Genomic DNA, 23,230 nt, shown 5'->3' with positions numbered 1-23,230 from the left:
CGACAATGAAGCACGATAATTTAATTTCATATAAATCAATAAAATAAAAACTGGCATGGTTTTCGCTTTAGTGAATTCAATCTTGTATACCAGATGGGATTCACATCATGCCAAGAATGACAGGACTCACGCTTCAGGAATGGAAACAGCATTACCACCAGCAGGCCAATCGCATTGGCGAAACACTCGGTTCGCTGCTTGCCAGCTTGTCGGCGGACGATCCCGCGTGGATCGTGCTGGCGACGCCTGATCTGCTTGAAGCGCAAATCGCAGCACTATTGCCGCGATATCGTGAAAATCCAGACGCACTGCCGCTGTTCGGCGTTCCTTTTGCCGTTAAAGACAATATTGATGTTGCTGGCTGGCCGACGAGCGCGGCGTGTCCGGCTTTTACCTATCTGGCCGACAAGGATGCGACTGCCGTTGCCCAATTAAAAGCGGCAGGGGCCATTGTCATTGGCAAAACCAACCTCGATCAATTTGCCACTGGACTGGTCGGTACGCGCTCACCGTTTGGCGAAGTACCGAATACCTTCAATGCAAGCTATATCAGCGGGGGATCCAGTTCAGGATCGGCCTCGGTGCTGGCGCGGGGACTGGTGGCGTTTTCGTTGGGAACCGACACTGCCGGATCGGGACGCGTTCCCGCAGGGTTTAACAATATTGTCGGCCTGAAGCCGACCAAAGGATGGCTATCGGCAAGCGGTGTCGTACCAGCCTGTCGCCTGAATGACACGATTTCCGTGTTTGCACTGACCGTCGAAGATGCGTTTACCGTCGCCGAACTGGCTGGCGGGTACGATGAGTCAGATGCCTACTCGCGCTGTCATCCGGGGCGGTCACCTGTTGCACTGCCAGCGCAGCCGCGCTTTGCTATCCCCAGCGATCCGACCTTTTTTGCCGACGCTGTCGCACAGGCGGCATGGGAGCACGCGCTGGTCGAATTAGAAGCGACGGGCGCAACGCTACATCCCATCGATTTCAGTGTCTTCACGCAGTTGGCCGATCAGCTTTATCAAGGCCCTTGGGTGACGGAACGCACGGTGGCCGTTGGCGATATGCTGCGACAGCCCGAATCGATGGACCCAGTGGTGCATCGCATTGTGGCGAGCGGTGAGCGTTTCAGCGCGGTGGATGCTTTCAAGGCCGAATATCTGCGGGCTGAACTGGCACGTCAAATCCAGCAGACGCTAGCCCCGTTCGATGCGTTAGTTGTACCGACCTCACCGACGATCCACACGCGTGAGGCGATGAAACAGGAGCCGGTGCGCTACAACTCCCAGTTAGGTACCTACACCAACTTTACCAATCTGGCCGATCTCTCGGCGCTGGCGCTGCCTGCTCCTTTCCGGGCTGACGGCTTGCCCGCAGGTATTACGCTGATTGCACCCGCCTGGTACGACCGTGCATTAGCGAGCTTTGGTCTGCGTTGGCAGGCACAGCTTGCGCTCACGCTAGGCGCAACGGGAAAACCTCAGCCTTCTGTTTCCGCTGTCTTGCCGCCTTCCACATTGCACGTTCGCCTCGCCGTCGTTGGTGCGCACCTGACAGGCATGCCGTTGAATCATCAACTGACCACCCGAGATGCGGTGTGGGTGGAAGAAACACGCACAGCGGAAAACTATCGTCTTTATGCGCTGGCGAATACGCAACCGGCTAAGCCCGGTTTAGCGAAAAGCGTCGATGGGGCGGCGATTATCGTCGAGCTGTGGGACATCCCACTGGCACGTTTTGGTGAGTTTGTCGCAGAGATTCCGGCGCCGTTGGGGATTGGCACGCTGACGTTAGCGGACGGGCGGCAGGTTAAAGGCTTTATTTGCGAACCGGCTGCGCTGAGCGACGCCGTGGATATTACCGCATTCGGGGGCTGGCGCCATTGGCTTACCCGTCAGGAGGTGTCTCATGTTTAAGACCGTACTGATTGCTAACCGAGGTGAGATCGCCTGCCGCGCGATACGCACGCTGAAGCGCTTAGGTATGACTAGCGTGGCGATTTATTCCGACGCGGATAAAAACGCGCAGCATGTGAAAGATGCCGATATCGCCGTATCGATTGGCGGGAAAAAGGCCAGCGACAGCTATCTGTGTATCGATAAAGTGCTTGCAGCCGCGCAGCAGACGGGGGCTGAGGCGGTCTGGCCGGGTTATGGTTTTTTATCTGAAAGCCTGCCGTTTGCCGCCGCGTGTGAAAAAGCTGGTATTGCGTTTGTCGGGCCAACGGCACAGCAAATTGGTGAATTTGGCCTGAAGCACCGAGCACGTGAATTGGCGGCGGCGGCGGGTGTGCCGATGACGCCGGGAACGCCGCTGTTGGCCTCGCTGGAGGACGCGTTAGCCGCGGCAGAAGACATCGGCTATCCGGTGATGCTGAAAAGTACCGCCGGAGGCGGGGGTATTGGCCTGACGCGCTGCGCCGATGCCATCGCGCTGCAAGCCGCGTGGGAGAGCGTGCGTCGGTTAGGCGAGCAGTTCTTCAGCGATGCCGGCGTGTTTCTCGAACGCTGCATCGATCGGGCGCGCCATGTAGAAGTACAGATTTTTGGCGATGGAAAAGGCCGCGTGGTGGCGCTAGGCGAACGTGATTGCTCATTGCAGCGGCGTAATCAGAAAGTGGTGGAAGAAACGCCCGCGCCGCATTTGCCAGATGCTACGCGCGAGGCGCTGTTGGCTTCGGCGGTAAAGCTTGGCGAGCAGGTCAACTACCGCAGCGCGGGAACGGTGGAATTTATCTATGACGCCGAGCGTGATGCGTTCTTTTTCCTCGAAGTGAATACCCGTTTGCAGGTTGAACATCCGGTGACGGAGTGTGTTACCGGGCTGGATTTGGTCGAATGCATGCTGCGCGTTGCAGCGGATGAACCGCTGGACTGGGCACTGCTTGCTCAAATACCGCGTGGCGCGGCGATTGAAGTGCGCATTTATGCAGAAGATCCACTGAAAAATTTCCAGCCCAGCCCCGGTGTGCTGACCGATGTGGTCTTTCCCGACGACGTGCGGGTCGATGGCTGGGTGAGCACCGGCACTGAGGTGTCGGCGTATTACGATCCGATGATCGCCAAGCTGATTGTCCACGCAGAAACCCGTGAACTGGCGCTGGAGAAGATGCAACAGGCGTTGAGTGCCACGCGTTTGCACGGTATTGCCACCAATCTGGATTACCTGCGTCAGATCATCACCACCGATGCGTTTCGTCGCGGAACGGTATGGACGCGAATGCTCGATAACTTTACACCGTCTGCATCAGTGATTGAAGTCATCCAACCCGGCACCTGGAGCAGCGTGCAGGACTATCCCGGTCGCCTCGGCTATTGGGATATCGGTGTGCCGCCCTCCGGTCCGATGGACGATTTCGCGTTCCGGCTGGCGAACCGCATTGTCGGTAACGATGAGGCTGCGGCAGGGTTGGAATTTACGCTGCAAGGGCCAACGCTGCGTTTCCACCATTCTGCGGTGATTGCGCTGACGGGGGCAGATTGCCCGGCGACGCTGGATGGCGACATCGTGCCATATTGGCAACCCGTTACGGTCACAGCCGGACAAACGCTGACGTTGGGGCGCGCGCAGTCCGGCTGCCGCACCTATCTGGCGGTACGCAACGGCATTGATGTTCCGCAATATCTCGGCAGCCGCTCGACTTTCGCACTCGGGGAGTTTGGCGGTCATGCCGGAAGAACCCTACGCGTGGCGGATATGCTGGCGATTTCTCAACCCGAATTGCCTGCCTGCACCACGCCCGCCCCAGTGAGTGACCCGCAGGCCGTGGATGCCGCGCTGATTCCGCAGTATGGCAACGACTGGCGCATTGGCGTGCTCTACGGTCCGCACGGTGCACCGGATTTCTTTACCCACGCGGCGATCGACGAATTTTTCGCGGCAGAATGGCAGGTGCATTACAACTCGAACCGATTGGGCGTTCGTCTGGTGGGGCCAAAACCAAGCTGGACGCGAGCGAACGGTGGCGAGGCTGGTTTACATCCTTCCAACGTCCACGACTGTGAATACGCGATTGGTGCGGTGAATTTCACTGGCGATTTTCCGGTAATCCTCACGCGAGACGGGCCGAGTCTGGGGGGATTTGTTTGCCCGGTCACGATTGCCAAAGCGGAACTGTGGAAAGTCGGCCAGGTGAAACCGGGCGATCGTATTCGTTTTCATCCTATCAGCGCAGATGAAGCGTTGGCGCTGGAACAGGCGCAGTCTGGCCGCGTAGCCTCGCTTGGCGTAACCCACGCACCGGCGTTTGACGTTCCCTCGCTGGCGACGACGGAATACGGTTCTGCAACGGTACTGGCTGCGGTGCAGGCCACGGCGACCACGCCAGCCGCCGTTTACCGTCAGGCAGGCGATAACTACATTCTGATCGAGTACGGCGAGAACGTGTTGGATCTGGCGCTGCGGCTGCGTATTCATCTGCTCATGGCCGCGATTCGTGCTTCTGAGACGGCGGGAATCGAGGAGCTGTCACCTGGCGTGCGTTCGCTACAGGTGCGTTATGACAGCCGGATTATCCGCCAGCGTGCGCTGCTGGATGTGCTACTACATTTGGAAAGCCAGCTTGGCGATGTCAGCCGGATGACCGTGCCGTCGCGTATTGTCCATTTGCCGATGGCGTTTGAAGACAGCGCGACGCTCGGTGCGGTTGAGCGCTACCGTGAAACCGTGCGCGCCAACGCACCCTGGTTGCCGAATAACGTCGATTTCATTCAGCGCATTAATGGCTTAGCGAGCCGCGATGAGGTGCGCGACATCATTTTCGATGCCAGCTACCTGATTCTGGGGCTGGGTGACGTTTATCTCGGCGCGCCTTGTGCGGTGCCAGTTGATCCACGCCATCGTCTGCTCAGTTCCAAATACAACCCCGCGCGCACTTTCACCGCCGAAGGTACGGTCGGTATCGGCGGTATGTACATGTGCATCTATGGCATGGATTCGCCGGGCGGCTATCAACTGGTGGGTCGCACGCTGCCGATCTGGAACACGTTCCTCAAAAACGATCAGTTCATCGCCGATGAACCGTGGCTGCTGCGCTTCTTTGATCAGGTGCGGTTTTATCCGGTTAGCGAAGCCGAATTGACGACGCTGCGTGAGGATTTCCGCGAAGGACGAGCGGCGATCCACATCGAAGAAACCGAGTTTGATTTCGCTGAACACACCCGTTTTCTGACGGAACAGGCTGAAGACATCGCGGCGTTTCGCCAGCGTCAAGCCTCTGCATTTGAAACCGAAGTGGCGCTGTGGCAGCAGGAAGAGGACACCACTCCGCTGGATAACACGCCACCCGTATCCGTAGAAAACGACGATGGTGCGTTTCAGGTCAGTGCGGATATGAACGGCAATATCTGGAAAATACTGGTGAATGTCGGCGATGTCATTGAAGCCGGACAGCCGCTGATTATCGTTGAAGCCATGAAGATGGAACTGATGATAACCGCGCCGCAGTCTGGCCGAGTGAAGCGCATCGGCTGCCAGCCAGGGCGACCAGTCAGTCCCGGCGATGCCTTGCTATGGCTGGAATAAGAACTGGCTGGAATAAACGGCGAGACGGAGAAAACGATGCGAACAGGTACACAGAAAAGTAATAAAGATCGCCCGGAAGCACTGGCAGAGCGGGTGTATCAGGCGCTGAAAAACGACATTTTCGATTTTCGACTCATGCCGGGGGATCGCTTTAGTGAAAATGAGATTGCTGAGCGGATGTCGGTCAGTCGTACCCCGGTGCGTCAGGCATTGTTCTGGCTGGAGCGGGAAGGGTATGTCGAAGTCTATTTTCGCAGCGGCTGGCAGGTTCGTCCGTTTGATTTCGCCTATTTTGAAGAGCTATATGACTTCCGCATTGTGCTGGAGCGCGAAGCCACTCGGCGACTATGTGGAATACCGCCGGGGCGCTGTGCTGAGTTACTGGCTGACCTGAAACGTTTCTGGATTGAGGAACCGCGTCTGGATGAGGGCAAGATCGTCTCCCGTTACGACGAAGCGTTTCATCGGGGGCTGGTTGCGGCGGCGGGCAATAGCGAAATGGCGCGCGTTCACGGTGAACTGACGGAGAAAATTCGCATTATTCGCCGCCTCGACTTCACCCGAGAAGATCGCATCGATGCGACCTATAAAGAGCACGCCCAGATTCTGCTGGCGATATTGCAACAACACACCGAGGAGGCGCAGCGCATTCTGATCGACCACATTGCCGTCAGTAAGGCTGAAGTTAGGAAAATTACCTTGCACATGCTACAGCAGGCGCGACCTCAATCGGTTCCAACTGAATTGGCTTCCGTTGAATCCGTTTCATCTAACGCATCACATGATTCCATTCTCACTCAACATGACTTAAGGGCTAATAAATGAAAAGACGTTCATTGCTAAAAGTTTTTGCGCTTTCCGCGACGGTAGTGGGTATGGGGCTAACCTGGAGCGTGCAGGCGGCGGAGACCATCAAAGTCGGCATTATGCATTCGCTGTCCGGCACGATGGCGATTTCGGAAACGCCGCTGAAGGATGTGGCGCTGATGGCCATTGATGAAATCAATGCCAAAGGCGGAGTGCTAGGTAAAAAACTGGAGCCAGTGGTGGTCGATCCGGCGTCAAACTGGCCGCTGTTTGCCGAAAAAGCACGTCAGTTGCTGACGCAAGATAAAGCGGCGGTGGTGTTCGGCGGCTGGACATCGGTGTCACGTAAATCGGTGCTGCCAGTGTTTGAGGAACTGAACGGTTTGCTGTTCTACCCGGTGCAGTATGAGGGGGAAGAGATGTCGCCGAACGTGTTCTATACCGGAGCGGCACCTAATCAGCAGGCGATCCCCGCGGTGGAATACCTGATGAGTGAAGATGGCGGGGCGGCGAAGCGTTTCTTCCTGCTGGGTACTGACTATGTGTATCCGCGTACCACCAACAAGATCCTGCGTGCGTTCTTGCATGCCAAAGGTGTGCAGGACAAGGATATCGAGGAGGTTTATACGCCGTTCGGCCACAGCGATTATCAGACCATCGTTTCCAACATCAAGAAATTCTCGACGGGCGGTAAAACGGCGGTGGTTTCCACCATTAACGGCGATTCCAACGTACCGTTCTATAAAGAACTGGCGAATCAGGGCATCAAAGCGACCGACGTGCCCGTTGTCGCATTCTCGGTGGGGGAAGAAGAACTGCGCGGCATCGATACCAAACCGCTGGTCGGCCATTTGGCGGCATGGAACTATTTTGAATCGGTAGATAACCCCACCAATGCCGACTTCGTGGACGCTTACAAGGCCTATGCCAAAGCGAAAAACCTGCCGAATGCGGGGACGGTGGTGACTAACGACCCAATGGAAGCCACCTATGTCGGTATTCATATGTGGGCGCAGGCGGCAGAGAAAGCGGGCACTACGGACGTGGATAAAGTGCGCGCCGCCATGGCGGGGCAAACTTTTGCCGCACCGGATGGCTTTACGCTGACGATGGACAGTACCAACCACCATCTGCATAAGCCAGTGATGATTGGCGAAATAGAAGAAAATGGCCAGTTCAACGTGGTCTGGCAGACGGATAAACCGGTTCGCGCTCAGCCGTGGAGTCCGTACATCGCTGGTAATGATAAGAAACCCGATCATCCAATCAAAGCCGCACAGTAAACGTCGTCTCTACACGCCCCGTCCAACATGTCGGACGGGGATACCCTCTCTCTCTTATATGGCGGACATTGCGATGATGAGTCATCGATTATCTACGTTTGTACTGTCGCTGTGTCTGATGTTTCCCCTGCTGGTACAGGCCGGGCCTGCGGCTGATTTCGCCGCTGGCAGCCGTACGCAGCAGGCTGAACTGTTGCAACAATGGGCCGCAGCGCCAGAACCTGCACGCTTACCGTTGCTACAGGCATTGCGCGATGAAGCGGTGGTGATGGATCGGAACCAGCAACTGTTTAAGGATGTTCAGGGCACATTAACGCCGCTGGACGGGAACGCGGAACCCGTTGGTACGACCAAAAAACTGTTTATGAATAACCGCCTGCGCGTGCTGATTGCTACCGCACTGGCCTCGCACCAGTTAGTCAGTGATGACGCGACCACTCGCCTGAGTGCGGTGCGGCAATTACAAAGCGACAGCAGTGCGGAACAACTGCCGCTACTGGTGCAACGCCTTGGGGTAGAGAAAGACGCACAGGTGCACGATGCGCTGAATGTTGCTATTGCCACTCGGCAGTTAAGCGGCGCCGATCCGCTGGTGCGTCTTGACGCGGTCAAACGCTTAGGGCAGACCGGTGATCCGCACATGCAGGCACTGTTACAGCCGTTGACGCAGGCACAGAATGAACCAGATACCGGCGTGCGTGCGGCCGCGCAGGAGAGTTTGGATCAGATTAAACAAAGTTTGATCGTCGGCGATCTGCTCGGGCAAGCATTTACTGGACTGTCGCTCGGCTCTATTTTGCTGTTGGCGGCATTGGGGCTGGCGATCACCTACGGGTTACTGGGCGTGATCAACATGGCACACGGTGAAATGCTGATGTTGGGCGCGTATTCAACCTGGCTGGTGCAGTCGCTGTGCCAGCAGTTTGCTCCCGACTGGCTGGCGTACTATCCGCTGCTAGCGTTACCTGTCGCCTTTTTTATCACTGCGGGTGTCGGCATGGCGCTGGAGCGCACGGTGATTCGCCATCTGTATGGTCGTCCGCTGGAAACGCTGCTGGCAACCTGGGGGATTAGCCTGATGCTAATCCAACTGGTGCGGATGCTGTTCGGGACGCAGAATCTGGAAGTAGCAAACCCCGCCTGGTTGTCCGGCGGGCTGCGGTTGTTGCCAAATCTGGTGCTGCCGTATAACCGCATCGCGGTGATCCTGTTTGTGCTTGGCGTACTGCTGCTGACCTGGCTACTCCTCAATAAAACCCGCCTTGGCATGAATGTGCGGGCGGTGACGCAAAACCGCGCGATGGCGGATTGCTGCGGCGTGCCAACCGGACGTGTGGATATGCTGGCTTTTGGTTTGGGCTCTGGCATCGCTGGATTGGGCGGCGTAGCGCTGTCGCAACTGGGCAACGTTGGACCGGAGTTAGGACAGGGTTACATCATCGATTCATTTCTCGTCGTCGTGCTGGGCGGTGTCGGACAGCTTGCCGGGACGGTGGTGGCCGCGTTCAGTCTTGGCATCCTTAACAAAGTGCTGGAACCGCAGATCGGTGCGGTGCTGGGCAAAATCGTCATTCTGGTACTGATCGTGCTGTTTATTCAGAAACGGCCACAGGGGCTGTTTGCATTCAAAGGACGGGTGATTGACTGATGACGCAACCTATTACGCAACCTATGACGATAACGCTGACGCAGCGCGCGCCGCGACTCATACTTGGCCTTGGTTCGACGCTACTATTGGCTTTGCTGATCCTGCCGTTTTTTGCGCTGTTACCCGCAGAGCATCCGCTAGCAATCTCTACTTATACGCTGACGCTCATCGGCAAAATCCTGTGCTATGCGATTGTCGCCGTTGCGCTGGATCTGGTGTGGGGCTATGCCGGGCTGCTGTCGCTCGGTCACGGCCTGTTTTTCGCCCTGGGCGGCTATGCGATGGGCGTGTACCTGATGCGGCAGGCTGCGGGTGAGGGGATGCCCGCGTTTATGTCATTCCTTTCATGGACGGAGCTACCGTGGTTCTGGGCGGGAACGCAGTATTTTGCCTGGACGCTGTGCCTGATCGTATTGGTGCCGGGCGTGCTGGCGTTTGTGTTCGGCTGGTTCGCCTTTCGCTCCAAAATCAAGGGCGTTTATTTCTCAATCATGACGCAGGCGTTGACCTACGCGGGGATGCTGCTGTTCTTCCGTAACGAAACGGGCTTTGGGGGTAATAACGGATTTACCGGCTTTACCACGCTACTGGGTTTCCCTATTACGGCTACGGGTACGCGCATTGGACTGTTTGTTGCCACCGTATTGCTGCTGGCTGCCAGCCTGCTGGTGGGATTTGCGCTGGCACGCAGTAAATTTGGCCGCGTGTTGACGGCGGTGCGCGATGCGGAAAACCGTCTGATGTTTTGCGGCTACGATCCGAAAGGCTTCAAGCTGTTTGTCTGGACGCTTTCTGCCGTGCTGTGTGGCCTGGCGGGGGCGCTGTATGTGCCACAAGTTGGCATCATCAATCCTAGCGAAATGTCGCCAACGAACTCCATCGAGGCGGCGATCTGGGTTGCGTTAGGTGGCCGAGGAACGCTAATCGGCCCGCTGCTTGGGGCGGGGATCGTCAACGGGGCGAAAAGCTGGTTTACCGTGGCCTTTCCCGAATACTGGCTGTTCTTTTTGGGGCTGATGTTTATTCTCGTCACACTGTTTTTGCCGCGCGGGGTGATTGGATTGTTGAGGAGGAAGAAACATGACTGAGTCTGTATTTGTACCCTCAGTAGCTGCACCAACGGCTGCTTCACCGACCCAGTTTGCCCAGCGACACCCGTCAGATCGCCATCGACACCAGACCGACCCAGTGCTGCAACTCGACAAGATTAATGTCAGTTTTGACGGCTTTCGGGCGCTCACCGACCTCTCGTTGCAGATTGGTGTGGGGGAACTGCGCTGCATCATTGGCCCTAACGGCGCGGGGAAAACGACGCTGATGGATGTAATTACCGGTAAAACGCGACCGGATAAAGGTAAGGTGTTTTACGATCAGTTCACTGACCTGACGACGCTATCGCCAGTGGATATTGCCCGCGTGGGAATAGGGCGGAAATTCCAAAAACCGACGGTGTTTGAAGCGCTGACGGTGTTCGAAAACCTCGAAATCGCACTGAAAACCGATAAATCGGTATGGGCAAGCTTGCGTGCCAGACTGAATGGCGAACAACGTGATCGGATTGACGACACGCTGGCACTGTTGCGGCTCGGTCATGAACGGCAACGATCTGCGGGATTACTGTCGCATGGACAAAAACAGTTTCTGGAGATCGGTATGCTGCTGGTGCAGGAACCTCATCTGCTGTTGCTCGATGAACCCGCCGCAGGGATGACCGATGCAGAAACTGCCTATACCGCCGAGCTGTTCCGCAGTCTGGCAGGCAAACATTCGCTGATGGTGGTGGAGCACGATATGGGCTTTGTCGAGAGCATTGCCGATCACGTTACGGTGTTACATCAGGGACAGGTGCTGGCAGAAGGATCGCTACGCGAGGTGCAGGCTAACGAGCAGGTGATTGACGTTTATCTGGGGCGCTAACATGTTAGAAATTTCAGAACTGAATCAATATTACGGCGGTAGTCATATCCTGCGCGGCTTGTCTTTTGAGGTAAACCCTGGCGAGATTACCTGCCTGTTAGGGCGCAACGGTGTGGGAAAAACCACGCTGCTGAAATGTCTGATGGGGCTGATTCCGGCAAAATCCGGCACGATCCGCTGGCAGGGTGAAGCGATCAATACGCGTAAACCTTATCAGCGCGTGCAGGCGGGCATTGCTTACGTGCCGCAGGGGCGGGAAATTTTTCCTCGCCTGACGGTGGAGGAAAATTTGCTGATGGGACTATCGCGTTTTCCGGGCAAACAAGCGCGACAGGTGCCAGATGAGATCTACCAACTTTTTCCCGTATTGGATGAGATGAAACAGCGGCGCGGCGGCGATTTGTCCGGTGGGCAACAGCAACAATTGGCGATTGGACGCGCGCTGGCCTGCAAACCACAATTGTTAATTTTGGATGAGCCGACAGAAGGGATACAGCCATCGGTAATTAAAGAGATTGGGGCGGTAATCCGTCAATTGGCGCAGCGCGGTGACATGGCGATCCTGCTGGTCGAGCAATTTTACGACTTCGCCGCCGAGCTGGCAGACAGCTATCTGGTGATGTCCCGTGGGGAAATCATCCAGCGTGGACGAGGAGAAACGATGGAACAGGACGGCGTGCGGGGGCTGGTGGCAATTTGAATGTGATTACTTTAACCCTACGCCGACAGGACAAAAGTTTCAGGCCGAACGAAGAAGTTGTGTAAAATACAGTCTTAAGAGGATAATTTCTTTGTGTATCTTCAGCTAAAAAGGAAAGGGAACTTAAGGATGAGTAAACGCTACGAAATACTGGATGGCAGTAAAGCCGCCGCTTCAAAGGGCGGCTTGGTATATACCGAAGTCTTGGGATGGATCGACCTCGGCCATGCGCAAGGTACGGACATTAGAAACCTTCTCAGCAAAATTAATCAGGGTGAGGAATCAGGACAAGAGCGCTACAATGTTACCTATTCACAGAGTATGCGGACCCTTACCGCATCATTCGCTCTGGGAAATTTATTACCTGGCGAATCAAAAAAGGGCGTCCGCAACATGAGAGACTCAGCATTGCGCTGGCAATGATGATGGCGGTGGCCCAGAAATTTGAAGCTTTCCAAGACTCATTTCCCAATAACCTCGTGACAGACAGTGGATTCAGCGGTGAGGACTTGGTTTCCGATTTGCTGGGTTTTTACCGTGTAGTGTCTATTCAAAATCCTTTCCCCATGCTTCGCCCTGTTAGCAGGGAAGAAGCACTTAAACGATGGGATTATCACGGCAAGATCGGTTCTTTCAAAAATGATAAATTCACGCCACTCCTTTTTCCCGACCCTGAACGATTTCCCAACAATGCCAGACCCCACAGGGGTGTTTTACCACCATTTATGCAGGTGGTCTCGCCCTACAATGATTTCGAATCTGGAAATGTAAGTTTCGCCAGTCGCGATGGGTCTTTTATCGACTCAGCGAAAAACAGGACATTAGGGCTATGAGTAGATCGTTGAAAATTTTTTCCGTGCTTGGCATCACCGTTATTGCTGTTGCGGTCGGTTCTCTATGGCCCTACATCAAAATGAATTTTGCTGGAAGTGCACATTATACCGAGCAGGACAAAAGGGAATATGCGTTCTATACCCCCGATTTTCTAAAAGCAATGCCACGTATTACCGATCGCTATGACTTCAATTTTTCAAACGTAACGGGCCCGGAAGCTAAAGTCTGGACGATGAACTTCTATGGTACTGAAGATACCAGCAAGGTTCACACTTATCTGACGTCAATGGGTTATGAGAAGCAGGATCGTTGCGATGTTGAGGCTGAATGCTGGCGAGCGGCGGGCACTAAGGACGTTGTGACGGTTGCGACGTTTGATACGGATAAAAGCGTGATGATTCAGGTTTACAGCAGTCCGTCTACTGCGGCACTACTCGGAAAATAATGATTTATGCACCATCTCATCAGGCTCACTCACAGAGAGCCTGATTGATTTTCAATTGATAACTGGCCTTGTATTACCTCACAACACCTTATTCAAAAAATTGATCGTCCGTGGGTGACGGGGATGGTTCAATACCTGCCAGGAATCCCCGCTTTCGACAATTTTGCCATCCACCATAAACACCACGCGATCGGCGACTTCGCGGGCGAAGCCGATTTCATGTGTGACGACAACCAGCGTCACGCCGGAACGGGCGAGCGATTTGATCACATCCAGCACTTCGCCGACCAGTTCGGGATCGAGCGCGGACGTCGGTTCATCAAACAGCATCACTTTCGGCTTGAGTGCCAGCGCACGGGCAATCGCGACACGCTGCTGCTGACCACCGGAAAGGTGGCGCGGATAAGAGTGCGCTTTATGACGAAGTCCGACACTTTCCAGTAGGGTAAAGGCGGCATCTTCCGCTTCCTGGCGTGAGTACAGCCTATGCGCTAGCGGGGCTTCAATGATGTTTTCCAACACGGAAAGATGCGGGAACAGGTTAAAATTCTGGAACACATAACCGACGTTGATGCGCTGACGTAGCACGTCCTTTTCTTTCAATTCATAAAGCGTATTCCCTTTGCGCCGGTAGCCGATGTAGTCGCCATCAATGCGGATAAAGCCCTCATCCACGCGCTCAAGATGGTTAATCGTGCGCAGCAGCGTGGATTTCCCCGAACCCGATGGACCAAGGATCACCGTGACGGAGCCGGGTGCCAGCGTCAGATTGATGTCCTCCAGCGCTTTATGCTGACCAAAATGTTTTCCCACATTGCGGATCTCGATCAGCCCACGCGCGCTTTCTGTCTGTGGCGGCGTGGTGGCACGTGCGTGTGCAAAGTAGTCGATAGCTTCAGACATCGTGAATCTCCAAAATCAGGTGAGTGAACGTGCGCGCTTGCGCGTCAGAAAACGGACGAACCTCTGGCGCGGTGTGGGCGGCATTTCACGTACCGCACCGCGAGACACATAGCGTTCCACATAGTATTGGACGATGGAGAGCACCGTGGTGATCAGCAGATACCAGATGGTGGCGACCATCAGCAGCGGAATCACTTGTTGCGTACGGTTGTAGATAACCTGAACGGTGTAAAACAGCTCTGGTAGCGCCAGCACGTAAACGATCGACGTGCCTTTCGCCAGACTGATGATCTCGTTGAAGCCGGTGGGCAGAATGGAACGTAGCGCCTGTGGCAGAATAATGCGCACCGTGCGACGACCGCCGGGCAGACCGAGCGCGGCGGAAGCTTCAAACTGTCCGGCATCCACACCGAGAATACCGCCGCGAATAATTTCCGCCGTATACGCGGATTGCACCAGCGTCAGGCCGAGCACGGCGACGGAAAATTGATCCAGCAGGTCAATCGTCGGATAGCGCAGGAAGACGACGGAGGTGAATGGAATGCCTACCGCCAACTCGTCATAGAGATAAGAAAAGTTGTAAAGGATGATCAGTACCAGAATCAGCGGCAGTGACCGGAACAGCCAGATATACAGCCACGACAGTGTGGAAAGCAGATAAGACGGCGAAAGGCGAGCCAGCGCCAGCGCGGTGCCGAAAATAATGCTGAATAATGTGCCCAGCGCGGTCAGCAGCAGCGTTTGCCCCAGTCCGGTAAGGATTACCGGATTAAAAAACCACTCGGCAAAGACTGACCACTCCCAACGTGGGTTCAGCGCGATGGATTGAATAATCCCAGCAAAAATAAACAGCGAAAACAGTGCGCCAGCAAAGCGGAAAGGATAACGCGCGGGAACAATGTTCAATGGCGGTTCCTGTGCCTGGCTCAGCGGTGGCTGCTGAGAAGACGTGTGTAGGGATTGCGTCATGATCGATACCATTTGAAGGTGATGCTAAAGAATGTCGTCTTGTGGTTAGTCCATCGGGTTATTACCTGTGCATACGGGTCAACACACTTTCAAATGGCGGGCGATAAGCTCGACTTCCGTTTGCCACGCAGTCTGTCGCGTTGCCGTTTCGAACAGCGCTTTTTTAAACGGTAAACGTCCGTCGTAAGGCGGAATGCTGTAAGTCGCTGGATCGACGGTGGTATCGAACTGAGGGGTATACCCGTGACTCAGGTATAAACGCACCGCTTCGGGCTGACGGAATCCCGTCGTCAGGAAAAAATGCTGATAGCCTAGTCGGCGGGCATGTTGCTCCAGTTCTTGCATTACTTTCCCTGCTAACCCCTGACGGCGCAGCGAGTTATCCGTCCATACTCGCTTAATTTCAGCGGTGGTGCTGTCATAGCGTTTAAACGCCCCAGTGGCAATTGGTACGCTCCGACGCAGTAGCGCAATGAAAATGCCGTGTGGCTGCTGGTAGATACCCGGTGGATCACTTTCCCGCTCACCAAAAAAATCGCCATAACGCTGCGCATATTCCGCGAACAGGCCGTCAATAATAGGAGCCACGATAGGGTCTTCGGGCTGGGTAACAATGAAAATATCGTCGGACATAGGATGCTCCTGATTCATTTGCGTATTGGGGCTATCGGTAACCATCGTGTTTCGCTCATGGCATCCCGATAGCCATTGAGCGGGATTAATCGCCCAGTCCTGGCGGATTGATTTCTGAATGGTCGATACGTTCGATACTTTCTCCCCAGCGGTTCAGCACCTTGTCGTATTCACCGCTTTTAATCACGCCGTTCAGCGCGGTATTAATCGGCTGTACCAGCCCGCTGCCTTTGCGCGTGGTGACCGCGATATGTGCGACGTTGGGGTAACCGCCATTCACGGTACCGACATGCTTAACTTTGCCAGTCAGCTCTGCCTTGTATGCCCCGATCACGTTGGGGCCGAAATAGGCATCGGAACGGCCGGATTGCAGGCTGAGGTTGGCGGCGGCATCATCCGTGACATAGATCGGCAGAAAGGCGGGCAGGCCGTTGGCGCGATTTTGTTTATCCCACGCCAGCAGCACCGCTTCCTGATTGGTGCCTGAGCCGACGATAATCTTCAGCCCGGCGATGTCTTTCGCTTCTTTAATGGATTGAATCTTACTGGTGGATTTCACATAGAAACCGAGTGAATCGATGCGATAAGTGGCGAAATCGAACTTTTCTTTACGCTCTTTGGTGACGGTAATGTTGATGATAGCGGCGTCATATTTACCGGAGGCCACACCGAGCGGCCAGTCTTCCCACGAGGTAGGGACAATGTTCAGTTCCAGCCCAAGGCTGTCTGCCACCAGCCGGGCGATATCCGGCTCGCTGCCCACCACGGTTTTGTTGTTGTCGGCCAGAAAGGCCAGCGGTGGTGACGATCCCAGTGTGGCGATGGCGACGGTGAATTTACCCGGCGTGACAAATTTAAAATCAGCTGGAATCTGTGCGATAGCTTCAGCATTCTTTGGCGCATGGATTGGCTGATGATTGGCTTTAAGGTCGATGGCAGCCTGTACGCTTGTAGTGGCGAGCGTGCCGAGCAGTAGCGATCCCGCCAGTAGCGTTGTCAAAATCGATGGGCGCACGCGAGGTGTTGCGACCGAATGTGCGATGGTGTGGGCGATCTCTTTTTGCATCTATTTTTCCCTTGCAGATGATTAGATATAATTGTGACGCCGTCACTTTTTTCGTGTGTCGCTTTTACTCAATCGCCGATACCCGGTGGATTGACTACGGACTGCGTGATCTTTTCATCGTCTTCACCCCAGCGATCCAGTACTTGCGCATAGCTACCGTTGTGGATCACACCATTGATAGCGGTACTGATTGGCAGTGCCAGCCCGTTGCCTTTCTGCGTGGTGACGGCGACGTAAGCGACCGTTGGACCTTTGCCCACCATGCGTGTCTTGCCCGTCAGCGCTGTTTTATAAGCCCCGATAGAGTGGGGGCCAAAAAATGCATCGACGCGCCCAGACTGAATGCTTAGATTGGCGGCGGCATCGTCGGTGACGTAAACGGGCTGTACGGGGGGAAGGCCGTTGGCACGATTTTGCCGATCCCAACCCAGCAGAATGTTTTCCTGATTGGTGCCGGAACCGACAATCACTTTCAGACCCGCCACGTCTTCTGGCTTGTTGATCGACGTAATCTTGCTGGTCGACTTCACGTAAAAACCCAGCGTATCAATACGGTAGGTCGCGAAATCGAACTTCTCTTTGCGCGGTTTCGTCACCGCGATATTAAAAATAGCGGCATCGTATTTCCCCGCAGTGATACCCAGCGGCCAGTCCTCCCAGGAAGCAGGAACCAGTTTGAGTTCCAGCCCGAGGCTGTCGGCCACCAGTCGCGCGATGTCGGCGTCGCTGCCGACAATCGTTTTGTTGTCGTCAGCCAACAACGACAGCGGCGGTGAGCTGAGCGCCGAGACGGTAACCGTCAGTTTACCTGGCGTCACAAATTTGAAATCAGCCGGAATTTGCGCAATAGCCTCGGCATTTTTCTCCGTACGAATGGGCGTCTGGTTGGCCTTAAGATCGATACGGCTGACGAATCCGGTGTCTTGCGCTTGCGCACTGATTGCCAGCGTGGCGCTGAGTAGCGTTGCCAGACTGGTTACGGCAATAAAAGGGGGATGCTTCACGGTGAATCTCCTGTTGCGCGAATTAGCGCGTGAATTGATTCACTGGATAGTCCAGCGCCAGATTTTCCCGTAGCGTGTAGCCAGCATACTCCTGACGGAACAGGCCGCGCTGCTGCAACAGAGGAACGACGCGATCGACAAAATGATTGAGTGTATCCGGCGTGCCGCCCTGAATAATGAAGCCGTCTGCGGCGTCGTTTTCAAACCAGAGCTGTAAGCCATTCGCCACCTGCTCAGGCGTACCGCTGAAGACCGGACGCGGTGATGCGGCTTCCAGTGCAACCTGCCGTAGCGTTAAACCTTTTTCCTGCGCGTTACGTTTAATTTCATCGGTGGTGCTGCGGAAACTGTTTTTCCCCAGATCGCCGATATCGGGGAAGGGCTCATCCAGCGGATGTTGTGAGAAGTCGTAGTGTTCAAAATAGCGACCCAGATAATTAAGGGCATCTTCAATTGTTACCAATTGCGCCGTTTCCTGATACTGGCGCTCGACGTCCTCCGCATCGTTACCGACAATGACGCTGACGCCCTGAAAAACGTGTAACTGATCCGCTCGGCGACCGTTTGCTTCCAGCTTCTGTTTTACCTCACGGTAATAGCGCTGCGAGTCCTCCAGCGTATGTTGATGGGTGAAGATGGCATCGGCGTGTTTGGCAGCCAGTTTTTGGCCGTCTTCAGACGCGCCCGCCTGGAACACAATCGGGCGACCCTGTGCAGAGCGACCAATATTCAGCGGCCCCTGTACCGAGAAAAATTCCCCCTGATGATTCAGCGTGTGTAACTTCTCAGGATTGAAGAACTGTCCACTGGCTTTATCACGTATAAAAGCATCGTCTTCCCAGGAGTCCCACAGTCCTTTCGCCACCTGAAGAAATTCATCGGCAATGCGGTAGCGCAGCGCATGTTCCGGGTGCTGAGCGCGGGAAAAATTTTTCGCTGACCCTTCTAGTGGTGATGTCACCACGTTCCAGCCCGCGCGGCCGTTGCTCAGATGATCGAGGCTAGAAAACTGTCGGGCAGTGGTAAAGGGCTCGGAATACGATGTCGACAGTGTGCCGACCAGGCCAATATGGCTGGTGACGGTAGCCAGTGCGGAGAGCAGCGTTAGTGGTTCGAAACGGTTGAGAAAGTGAGGGATGGATTTTTCATTGATATACAACCCGTCGGCCACGAAGACAAAGTCGAATTTACCTTGTTCGGCTTTTTTCACCGCATCCAGAACAAAACCAAAATTAATACTGGCATCTGGCACGACGTTTTTATGTCGCCACGCTGACATATTTCCTGCCGCACCTTGTAATATTAAACCCAGCCTTAATTGCCGTTTTGATGATGTTTGTTTTTCACTCATTATTAGAAACCTTTTATTCAGCAAATAGACTTTCATGAAGATGAAAAATCCATCAATAAACCAACTATCAATTAATAAGTCATCAATAGATATTCACGCATTCGATGAAAGGTTAATAGGGCGTTAATAGCATGTTTTCACTATTGATGAGGTGGGAGGGGATGTAAAACAACAAAAATGTATAATGAAATTCAAAAATTTCAGATGATGGCACGGCTTATTTTGTTAGTATGATGTTAATAGCTATGTCTCTCGCCGTACCTAAAGGATAAAATTTCATGTCTGACTTGACAGCTGAACGACACCTGACCGTGAATGGTGTTGTTCCCTCTGCGGCGGTTATTGCCGTTGACCAGCAGGCGTTTCGCGATGCCATGGCAAAGCTGAGCGCCGCGGTTAATATCGTTACCACCGATGGCCCAGCGGGTAAGGCCGGGTTTACGGCATCCGCCGTGTCCAGCGTCAGTGACACCCCTGGCACGCTGCTGGTGTGTCTGAATCGTGGCTCATCGGTGTATCCCACATTTCAGGCGAATGAATATCTCTGCGTCAATACGCTAGCGGCACATCACGAAGCGCTGTCGTCGCTGTTTGGCAGCCGGTCGCCTACTGAAGAACGGTTTGCGGCGGCAGAGTGGGACGTATTACACACAGGTTCCCCCGTATTGCAGGACGCCTTGGTTGCGTTTGACTGCCGGGTTGAGGAAGTGGTGAGTGCGGCGACGCACGATATCTTTATTTGCCGGGTGTTAGCGATTAAGCAGGGTGAAAGTACCGATGGTCTGGTGTATTTTTCCCGTGGTTATCACGCTGTTCGCGGTTAATCGATACCGCTTTCTCACCTAATGCCGCTCGTTTGACGATCGAGATACCCGGAGCAACCACGGGGTGAAGCATCCTTGTGGGAACCTCATCCCCGTGTCTCTCCTAATATTGGATTGATGTAATCAACCACCTCCGCCGAATTGATCGTGCGGAGGTGGTTGTATTTGTAGATGATTGTATTTGTAGATGATTGTATTTGTAGATCAAAATATTACGATGAGGACAGTACGGCCTGTGGTGAGGTGGTTTTCGTGGTGCGCAGGCGATGCAGTGCGGCTTCAGCTAACTGTGCAAAGTAGCGTGATGCAGGTGCAATGGCGCTTTCATCTGGGTTGAACTGAGGATGGTGCAGGCCAAATTCGCTGTTTGAGCCAATGCTGACGAACGTGCCCGGCACTTCCTGAAGGTAAAGGGCAAAATCCTCGCCGCTCATTTGCAATTCAGCGTTTTCTACCTGATAGCCTGCGTCTCGGGCAATTTGCTTGCTGAAGTCTGCCCATTCACTGGTGTTCACGACCGCAGGCGGGCCGGGATACCATTTCAGTTCCGCTTTCGCGCCCAGCGCGAGAGCAATACCGCTAATCAATTGCTCAATTCGCTCCGGTATTTCCGCACGGATCGCGGCATTATAGGTGCGTACCGTGCCTTCCAGTTCTACCGTTTGCGGTAGTACGTTCCAGGTGTTGCCACCTTGAATGCGCGTGACGCTAATCACCAGCGACTCCAGTGAACTGAAGCTGCGGCTGGGCAGCGTTTGCAGCGCATTGACGATATTGCAGGCGGTGACGATGCTGTCGATACCCTGTTCCGGTTTAGCGGCATGTGCGCCTTTGCCCGTAATGTGAATGGCGAAGCGGTCCACATTGGCATAAAACGGGCCGCTGCGCGTGGCGAAGGTGCCTGCTGGCAGTTCTGGCGCATTATGCAGGCCGAAAACGGCAGCGACATCGGCGAGTGCTCCTGCGCGGATGAACTGTCTGGCTCCGGTAGACACTTCTTCTGCGGGTTGGAAAAATAACCTGACTTTGCCCGGTAAGACATGCTCACGCTTTTTCAGCAGGCAAGCAGCGCCGAGCATGACGGCGGTATGGAAATCGTGGCCACAGGCATGCATAACGCCAGCATGCTGGGAACGGAAATCGACATCGACCCCTTCTTCAATCGGCAGTGCATCAATATCGGCACGCAGCGCAATGGTTGGGCCGCTGCCGTGACCAATTTCGGCAACGGCGCCAGTGGTTAACGCCAGAGGTAACAGACGGATGTCTTTCTCTTGTAGCCAGCGGGTAATGTGCGCGGTGGTTTGGTGTTCCTGATTGGATAATTCCGGGTACTGATGCAAGTGCCGTCGCCAGTTAATTAACTGTTGCTCAAATGACGTATCACAACAGGGGATAGATTCAGCCATATCAATACACCTCCTTAACAAAACGTAAACATGATAAAGGTAGCCGATAGCAACTCAATGGATAAATACCGTCTGGTTATATTTCATGTCTTTTTATGATGGTGCTTTTTTGTATTTATTTATTATGAATATTTCTGCTAACAAAATTCATTATTGATATTTATTTTTCACACTTTTATGCAACATTCTTCTTATTCTATTTTTTTGTGATGGCTATTTATTGCTATGAATAGTGTTAACGGAAAGTCGCTAAAAATAAGGAAACATCGTGGGGTATAAGCTCAGTTTATTGGATCAAAGCCCTATCGCTGAAGGAATGAATGCGGCGCAGGCGTTGGTGCAAACCGTGTCGTTAGCGAAAGTGGCGGAAGCACTGGGCTATTATCGCTTTTGGGTTTCCGAGCATCATAATTCTGATGAATTGGCCGGGTCGTCTCCCGAGGTTTTGATCACCTGGCTGTTAGCGCACACCACAACGCTGCGCATCGGTTCTGGCGGCGTAATGTTACAGCACTACAGCCCGTATAAGGTTGCAGAGAATTTCCACGTCATTAGCGCGTTGGCGGGGGGACGTGTGGATTTGGGCATCGGTAAAGCACCGGGTGGACTGCCGCTGGCAACACGGGCGCTACAACAGGAGATCGTTGAGACGCAACGGGTTGCCTTTACGGAGAAGCTACATCAGCTAAACCATTTTCTCGACAGCCGTGACGAGACGGCCGAACGCCTGAATGCGACGCCGTTGCCGGAGCATACGCCGCAGCGTTTTCTGTTGGGTGCCAGTCAAGAGAGTGCACAGTTAGCCGCATCGCTAGGCTGGAGTTTTGTATTCGCAGGGTTTATTAACGCCAGCGAAGCACTGTTAACGGAATCACTCCAGAGCTATCGGGAATTGAAGCCCGCCAGCGCCCAGACGCTGCTGTCGCTGTCAGTGATTGCCGCGAAACGTTATGAAGAGGCGGAGGCGCTGGCCAGCACACAGCATAACTATAAGGTTTATATTGAAAACAAACCGCCGCTGACGGTAGGTAGTCAGGAGCAGGCAGACAATTTCGTTCGGCAGTCGGGTGCGACGGATTTCCGTATCGAGCAAGAACCACGTAATGTGCTTTACGGCACGCCGGAGCAGATTCATCAGCGTCTGGAGAGTTATCATCAGCGCTTTGGGGTCGATGAATTCATCATCCATACGCCCGTGACGTCTCCACGCGAACGTGAGGCATCGATCCGGCTGTTGGCGCAACGCGAGCAATGACAACACCGCGCAGTATCGCAGGCTATAATCTAGGTCTATCTGGAATAAAAACGGAGGTTATGCGATGGCAGTGCCGGAGAGTAAGGAAGCCTTGATTAAAGCGATTAACAGCCAGTTTGCGTTATTAATGAAGAAAATCGATGCAGTATCTGCTGAACGCGCCTTCTCACCGGAGATGGTGGGACATGCGCAGGGAACGCAGATGAGCCCCGCCAATCTGGTGGCGTACTTACTGGGTTGGGGAAATTTGGTGCTGAAATGGCATGAGGACGAAGAGCAGGGCAAACCTATCGATTTCCCTGCGGCTGGTTATAAATGGAATCAGCTTGGCCTGCTGGCACAAAAATTCTATCGGGACTACGCCCATATTACAGACTGGGCGGAGCTGGTCACGCGGCTTGTCGCGAATAAGCAGGCGCTCATCGCGCTGGTTGAACGCTATACCGATGCACAGCTCTATGGTGAATGTTGGTACGGTAAATGGACGCGTGGGCGGATGATTCAGTTTAATACCGCTTCGCCTTATAAAAATGCGGCTGGGCGGCTGGGCGCGTGGGAGAAAGGCAACTAACAGTTTGATATCGAATAAAAAAATGCATTGCTGAGTTTGGCGCTTATTTCCCTCTTATGGGGGCAGTGTTAGCGATGTTTTTTCAGACAAAACC

Annotated in this window: 19 protein-coding genes and 1 pseudogene; 13 read left to right on the top strand and 7 right to left on the bottom strand. The window is 54.2% G+C overall.

From position 1 onward, the window contains the following. Positions 1 to 107: 107 nt before the first annotated feature. The 10 genes and pseudogenes from atzF (at position 108) to AACH44_RS10845 (ending at position 13,151) form a co-directional block, all read left to right on the top strand. The gene (gene atzF, locus AACH44_RS10890) at positions 108 to 1,910 is read left to right on the top strand and encodes an allophanate hydrolase (RefSeq protein WP_261849597.1); all 1,803 of its coding nucleotides are present in this window, start codon (positions 108 to 110) and stop codon (positions 1,908 to 1,910) included. Next, complete coding sequence (uca, locus tag AACH44_RS10885; RefSeq protein ID WP_261849596.1) at positions 1,903 to 5,517, top strand: urea carboxylase; 3,615 nt, start codon at positions 1,903 to 1,905, stop codon at positions 5,515 to 5,517. Before atzF ends, uca begins: the two co-directional genes overlap by 8 nt. Positions 5,518 to 5,553: 36 nt before the next feature. Beyond that, positions 5,554 to 6,342, top strand: coding sequence for a GntR family transcriptional regulator (locus AACH44_RS10880; RefSeq protein ID WP_261849595.1), 789 nt, complete (start codon positions 5,554 to 5,556; stop codon positions 6,340 to 6,342). Then, positions 6,339 to 7,607, top strand: a complete 1,269-nt coding sequence (gene urtA / locus AACH44_RS10875) for an urea ABC transporter substrate-binding protein (RefSeq protein WP_261849594.1) — start codon at positions 6,339 to 6,341, stop codon at positions 7,605 to 7,607. The genes AACH44_RS10880 and urtA overlap by 4 nt, the downstream gene beginning before the upstream one ends. Before the next feature lie 58 nt (positions 7,608 to 7,665). Next, on the top strand, positions 7,666 to 9,255 hold the full coding sequence (gene urtB, locus AACH44_RS10870; protein WP_261849593.1) for an urea ABC transporter permease subunit UrtB: 1,590 nt from the start codon (positions 7,666 to 7,668) through the stop codon (positions 9,253 to 9,255). 11 nt (positions 9,256 to 9,266) lie between these two features. Then, on the top strand, positions 9,267 to 10,343 hold the full coding sequence (urtC, locus tag AACH44_RS10865) for an urea ABC transporter permease subunit UrtC (RefSeq protein ID WP_261849610.1): 1,077 nt from the start codon (positions 9,267 to 9,269) through the stop codon (positions 10,341 to 10,343). Beyond that, positions 10,336 to 11,172 carry an urea ABC transporter ATP-binding protein UrtD gene (urtD, locus tag AACH44_RS10860; protein WP_261849592.1) on the top strand — a complete coding sequence of 279 codons (837 nt, stop codon included), beginning with the start codon at positions 10,336 to 10,338 and terminating at the stop codon, positions 11,170 to 11,172. The genes urtC and urtD overlap by 8 nt, the downstream gene beginning before the upstream one ends. Position 11,173: 1 nt before the next feature. Next, positions 11,174 to 11,872 (top strand): urea ABC transporter ATP-binding subunit UrtE, encoded by a 699-nt coding sequence (gene urtE / locus AACH44_RS10855; protein ID WP_261849591.1) that lies wholly within the window; start codon positions 11,174 to 11,176, stop codon positions 11,870 to 11,872. Between the two features lie 129 nt (positions 11,873 to 12,001). Next, a pseudogene (locus tag AACH44_RS10850) lies at positions 12,002 to 12,705 on the top strand (hypothetical protein). Next, a complete protein-coding gene (locus AACH44_RS10845; RefSeq protein WP_261849590.1) occupies positions 12,702 to 13,151 on the top strand; it encodes a hypothetical protein in 450 nt (149 codons plus the stop codon). Before AACH44_RS10850 ends, AACH44_RS10845 begins: the two are co-directional and overlap by 4 nt. Before the next feature lie 78 nt (positions 13,152 to 13,229). Here the strand turns inward: AACH44_RS10845 and AACH44_RS10840 are convergent, their stop codons facing one another. From AACH44_RS10840 to AACH44_RS10815, 6 genes are all read right to left on the bottom strand, one after another. Next, positions 13,230 to 14,054 (bottom strand): amino acid ABC transporter ATP-binding protein, encoded by an 825-nt coding sequence (locus AACH44_RS10840; protein ID WP_261849589.1) that lies wholly within the window; start codon positions 14,052 to 14,054, stop codon positions 13,230 to 13,232. Positions 14,055 to 14,069: 15 nt separating this feature from the next. Continuing rightward, positions 14,070 to 15,023, bottom strand: a complete 954-nt coding sequence (locus AACH44_RS10835) for an amino acid ABC transporter permease (RefSeq protein ID WP_261849588.1) — start codon at positions 15,021 to 15,023, stop codon at positions 14,070 to 14,072. Between the two features lie 78 nt (positions 15,024 to 15,101). Continuing rightward, positions 15,102 to 15,656 (bottom strand): GNAT family N-acetyltransferase, encoded by a 555-nt coding sequence (locus AACH44_RS10830; RefSeq protein ID WP_261849587.1) that lies wholly within the window; start codon positions 15,654 to 15,656, stop codon positions 15,102 to 15,104. 85 nt (positions 15,657 to 15,741) lie between these two features. Further along, positions 15,742 to 16,722, bottom strand: coding sequence for an ABC transporter substrate-binding protein (locus AACH44_RS10825; RefSeq protein WP_261849586.1), 981 nt, complete (start codon positions 16,720 to 16,722; stop codon positions 15,742 to 15,744). A 68-nt stretch (positions 16,723 to 16,790) separates the two neighbouring features. Then, positions 16,791 to 17,726, bottom strand: a complete 936-nt coding sequence (locus AACH44_RS10820) for an ABC transporter substrate-binding protein (RefSeq protein ID WP_261849585.1) — start codon at positions 17,724 to 17,726, stop codon at positions 16,791 to 16,793. Positions 17,727 to 17,748: 22 nt separating this feature from the next. Further along, the gene (locus AACH44_RS10815) at positions 17,749 to 19,077 is read right to left on the bottom strand and encodes an LLM class flavin-dependent oxidoreductase (RefSeq protein ID WP_261849584.1); all 1,329 of its coding nucleotides are present in this window, start codon (positions 19,075 to 19,077) and stop codon (positions 17,749 to 17,751) included. A 278-nt stretch (positions 19,078 to 19,355) separates the two neighbouring features. Between AACH44_RS10815 and AACH44_RS10810 the strand changes: the two genes are divergently transcribed. Beyond that, the gene (locus AACH44_RS10810) at positions 19,356 to 19,901 is read left to right on the top strand and encodes a flavin reductase (protein ID WP_261849583.1); all 546 of its coding nucleotides are present in this window, start codon (positions 19,356 to 19,358) and stop codon (positions 19,899 to 19,901) included. Positions 19,902 to 20,113: 212 nt separating this feature from the next. On the opposite strand, the gene AACH44_RS10805 is transcribed toward AACH44_RS10810, so the two are convergent. Continuing rightward, positions 20,114 to 21,310 carry a M20 peptidase aminoacylase family protein gene (locus AACH44_RS10805; RefSeq protein WP_261849582.1) on the bottom strand — a complete coding sequence of 399 codons (1,197 nt, stop codon included), beginning with the start codon at positions 21,308 to 21,310 and terminating at the stop codon, positions 20,114 to 20,116. Positions 21,311 to 21,578: 268 nt separating this feature from the next. Here AACH44_RS10805 and AACH44_RS10800 point away from each other — a divergent pair, with 268 nt between their 5' ends. Together AACH44_RS10800 and AACH44_RS10795 are read left to right on the top strand one after the other, a co-directional pair. Beyond that, positions 21,579 to 22,565: an LLM class flavin-dependent oxidoreductase gene (locus AACH44_RS10800; protein ID WP_261849581.1), complete on the top strand. Its 987-nt coding sequence runs from the start codon at positions 21,579 to 21,581 to the stop codon at positions 22,563 to 22,565. 64 nt (positions 22,566 to 22,629) lie between these two features. Next, the gene (locus AACH44_RS10795) at positions 22,630 to 23,136 is read left to right on the top strand and encodes a ClbS/DfsB family four-helix bundle protein (protein WP_261849580.1); all 507 of its coding nucleotides are present in this window, start codon (positions 22,630 to 22,632) and stop codon (positions 23,134 to 23,136) included. Positions 23,137 to 23,230: the final 94 nt, after the last annotated feature.

The organism is Pectobacterium araliae, from assembly GCF_037076465.1.
Taxonomy (GTDB): Bacteria; Pseudomonadota; Gammaproteobacteria; order Enterobacterales; family Enterobacteriaceae; genus Pectobacterium; species Pectobacterium araliae.
Note: the sequence above shows the minus strand (reverse complement) of the source record. Positions and strands in the feature narration are given on the sequence as shown.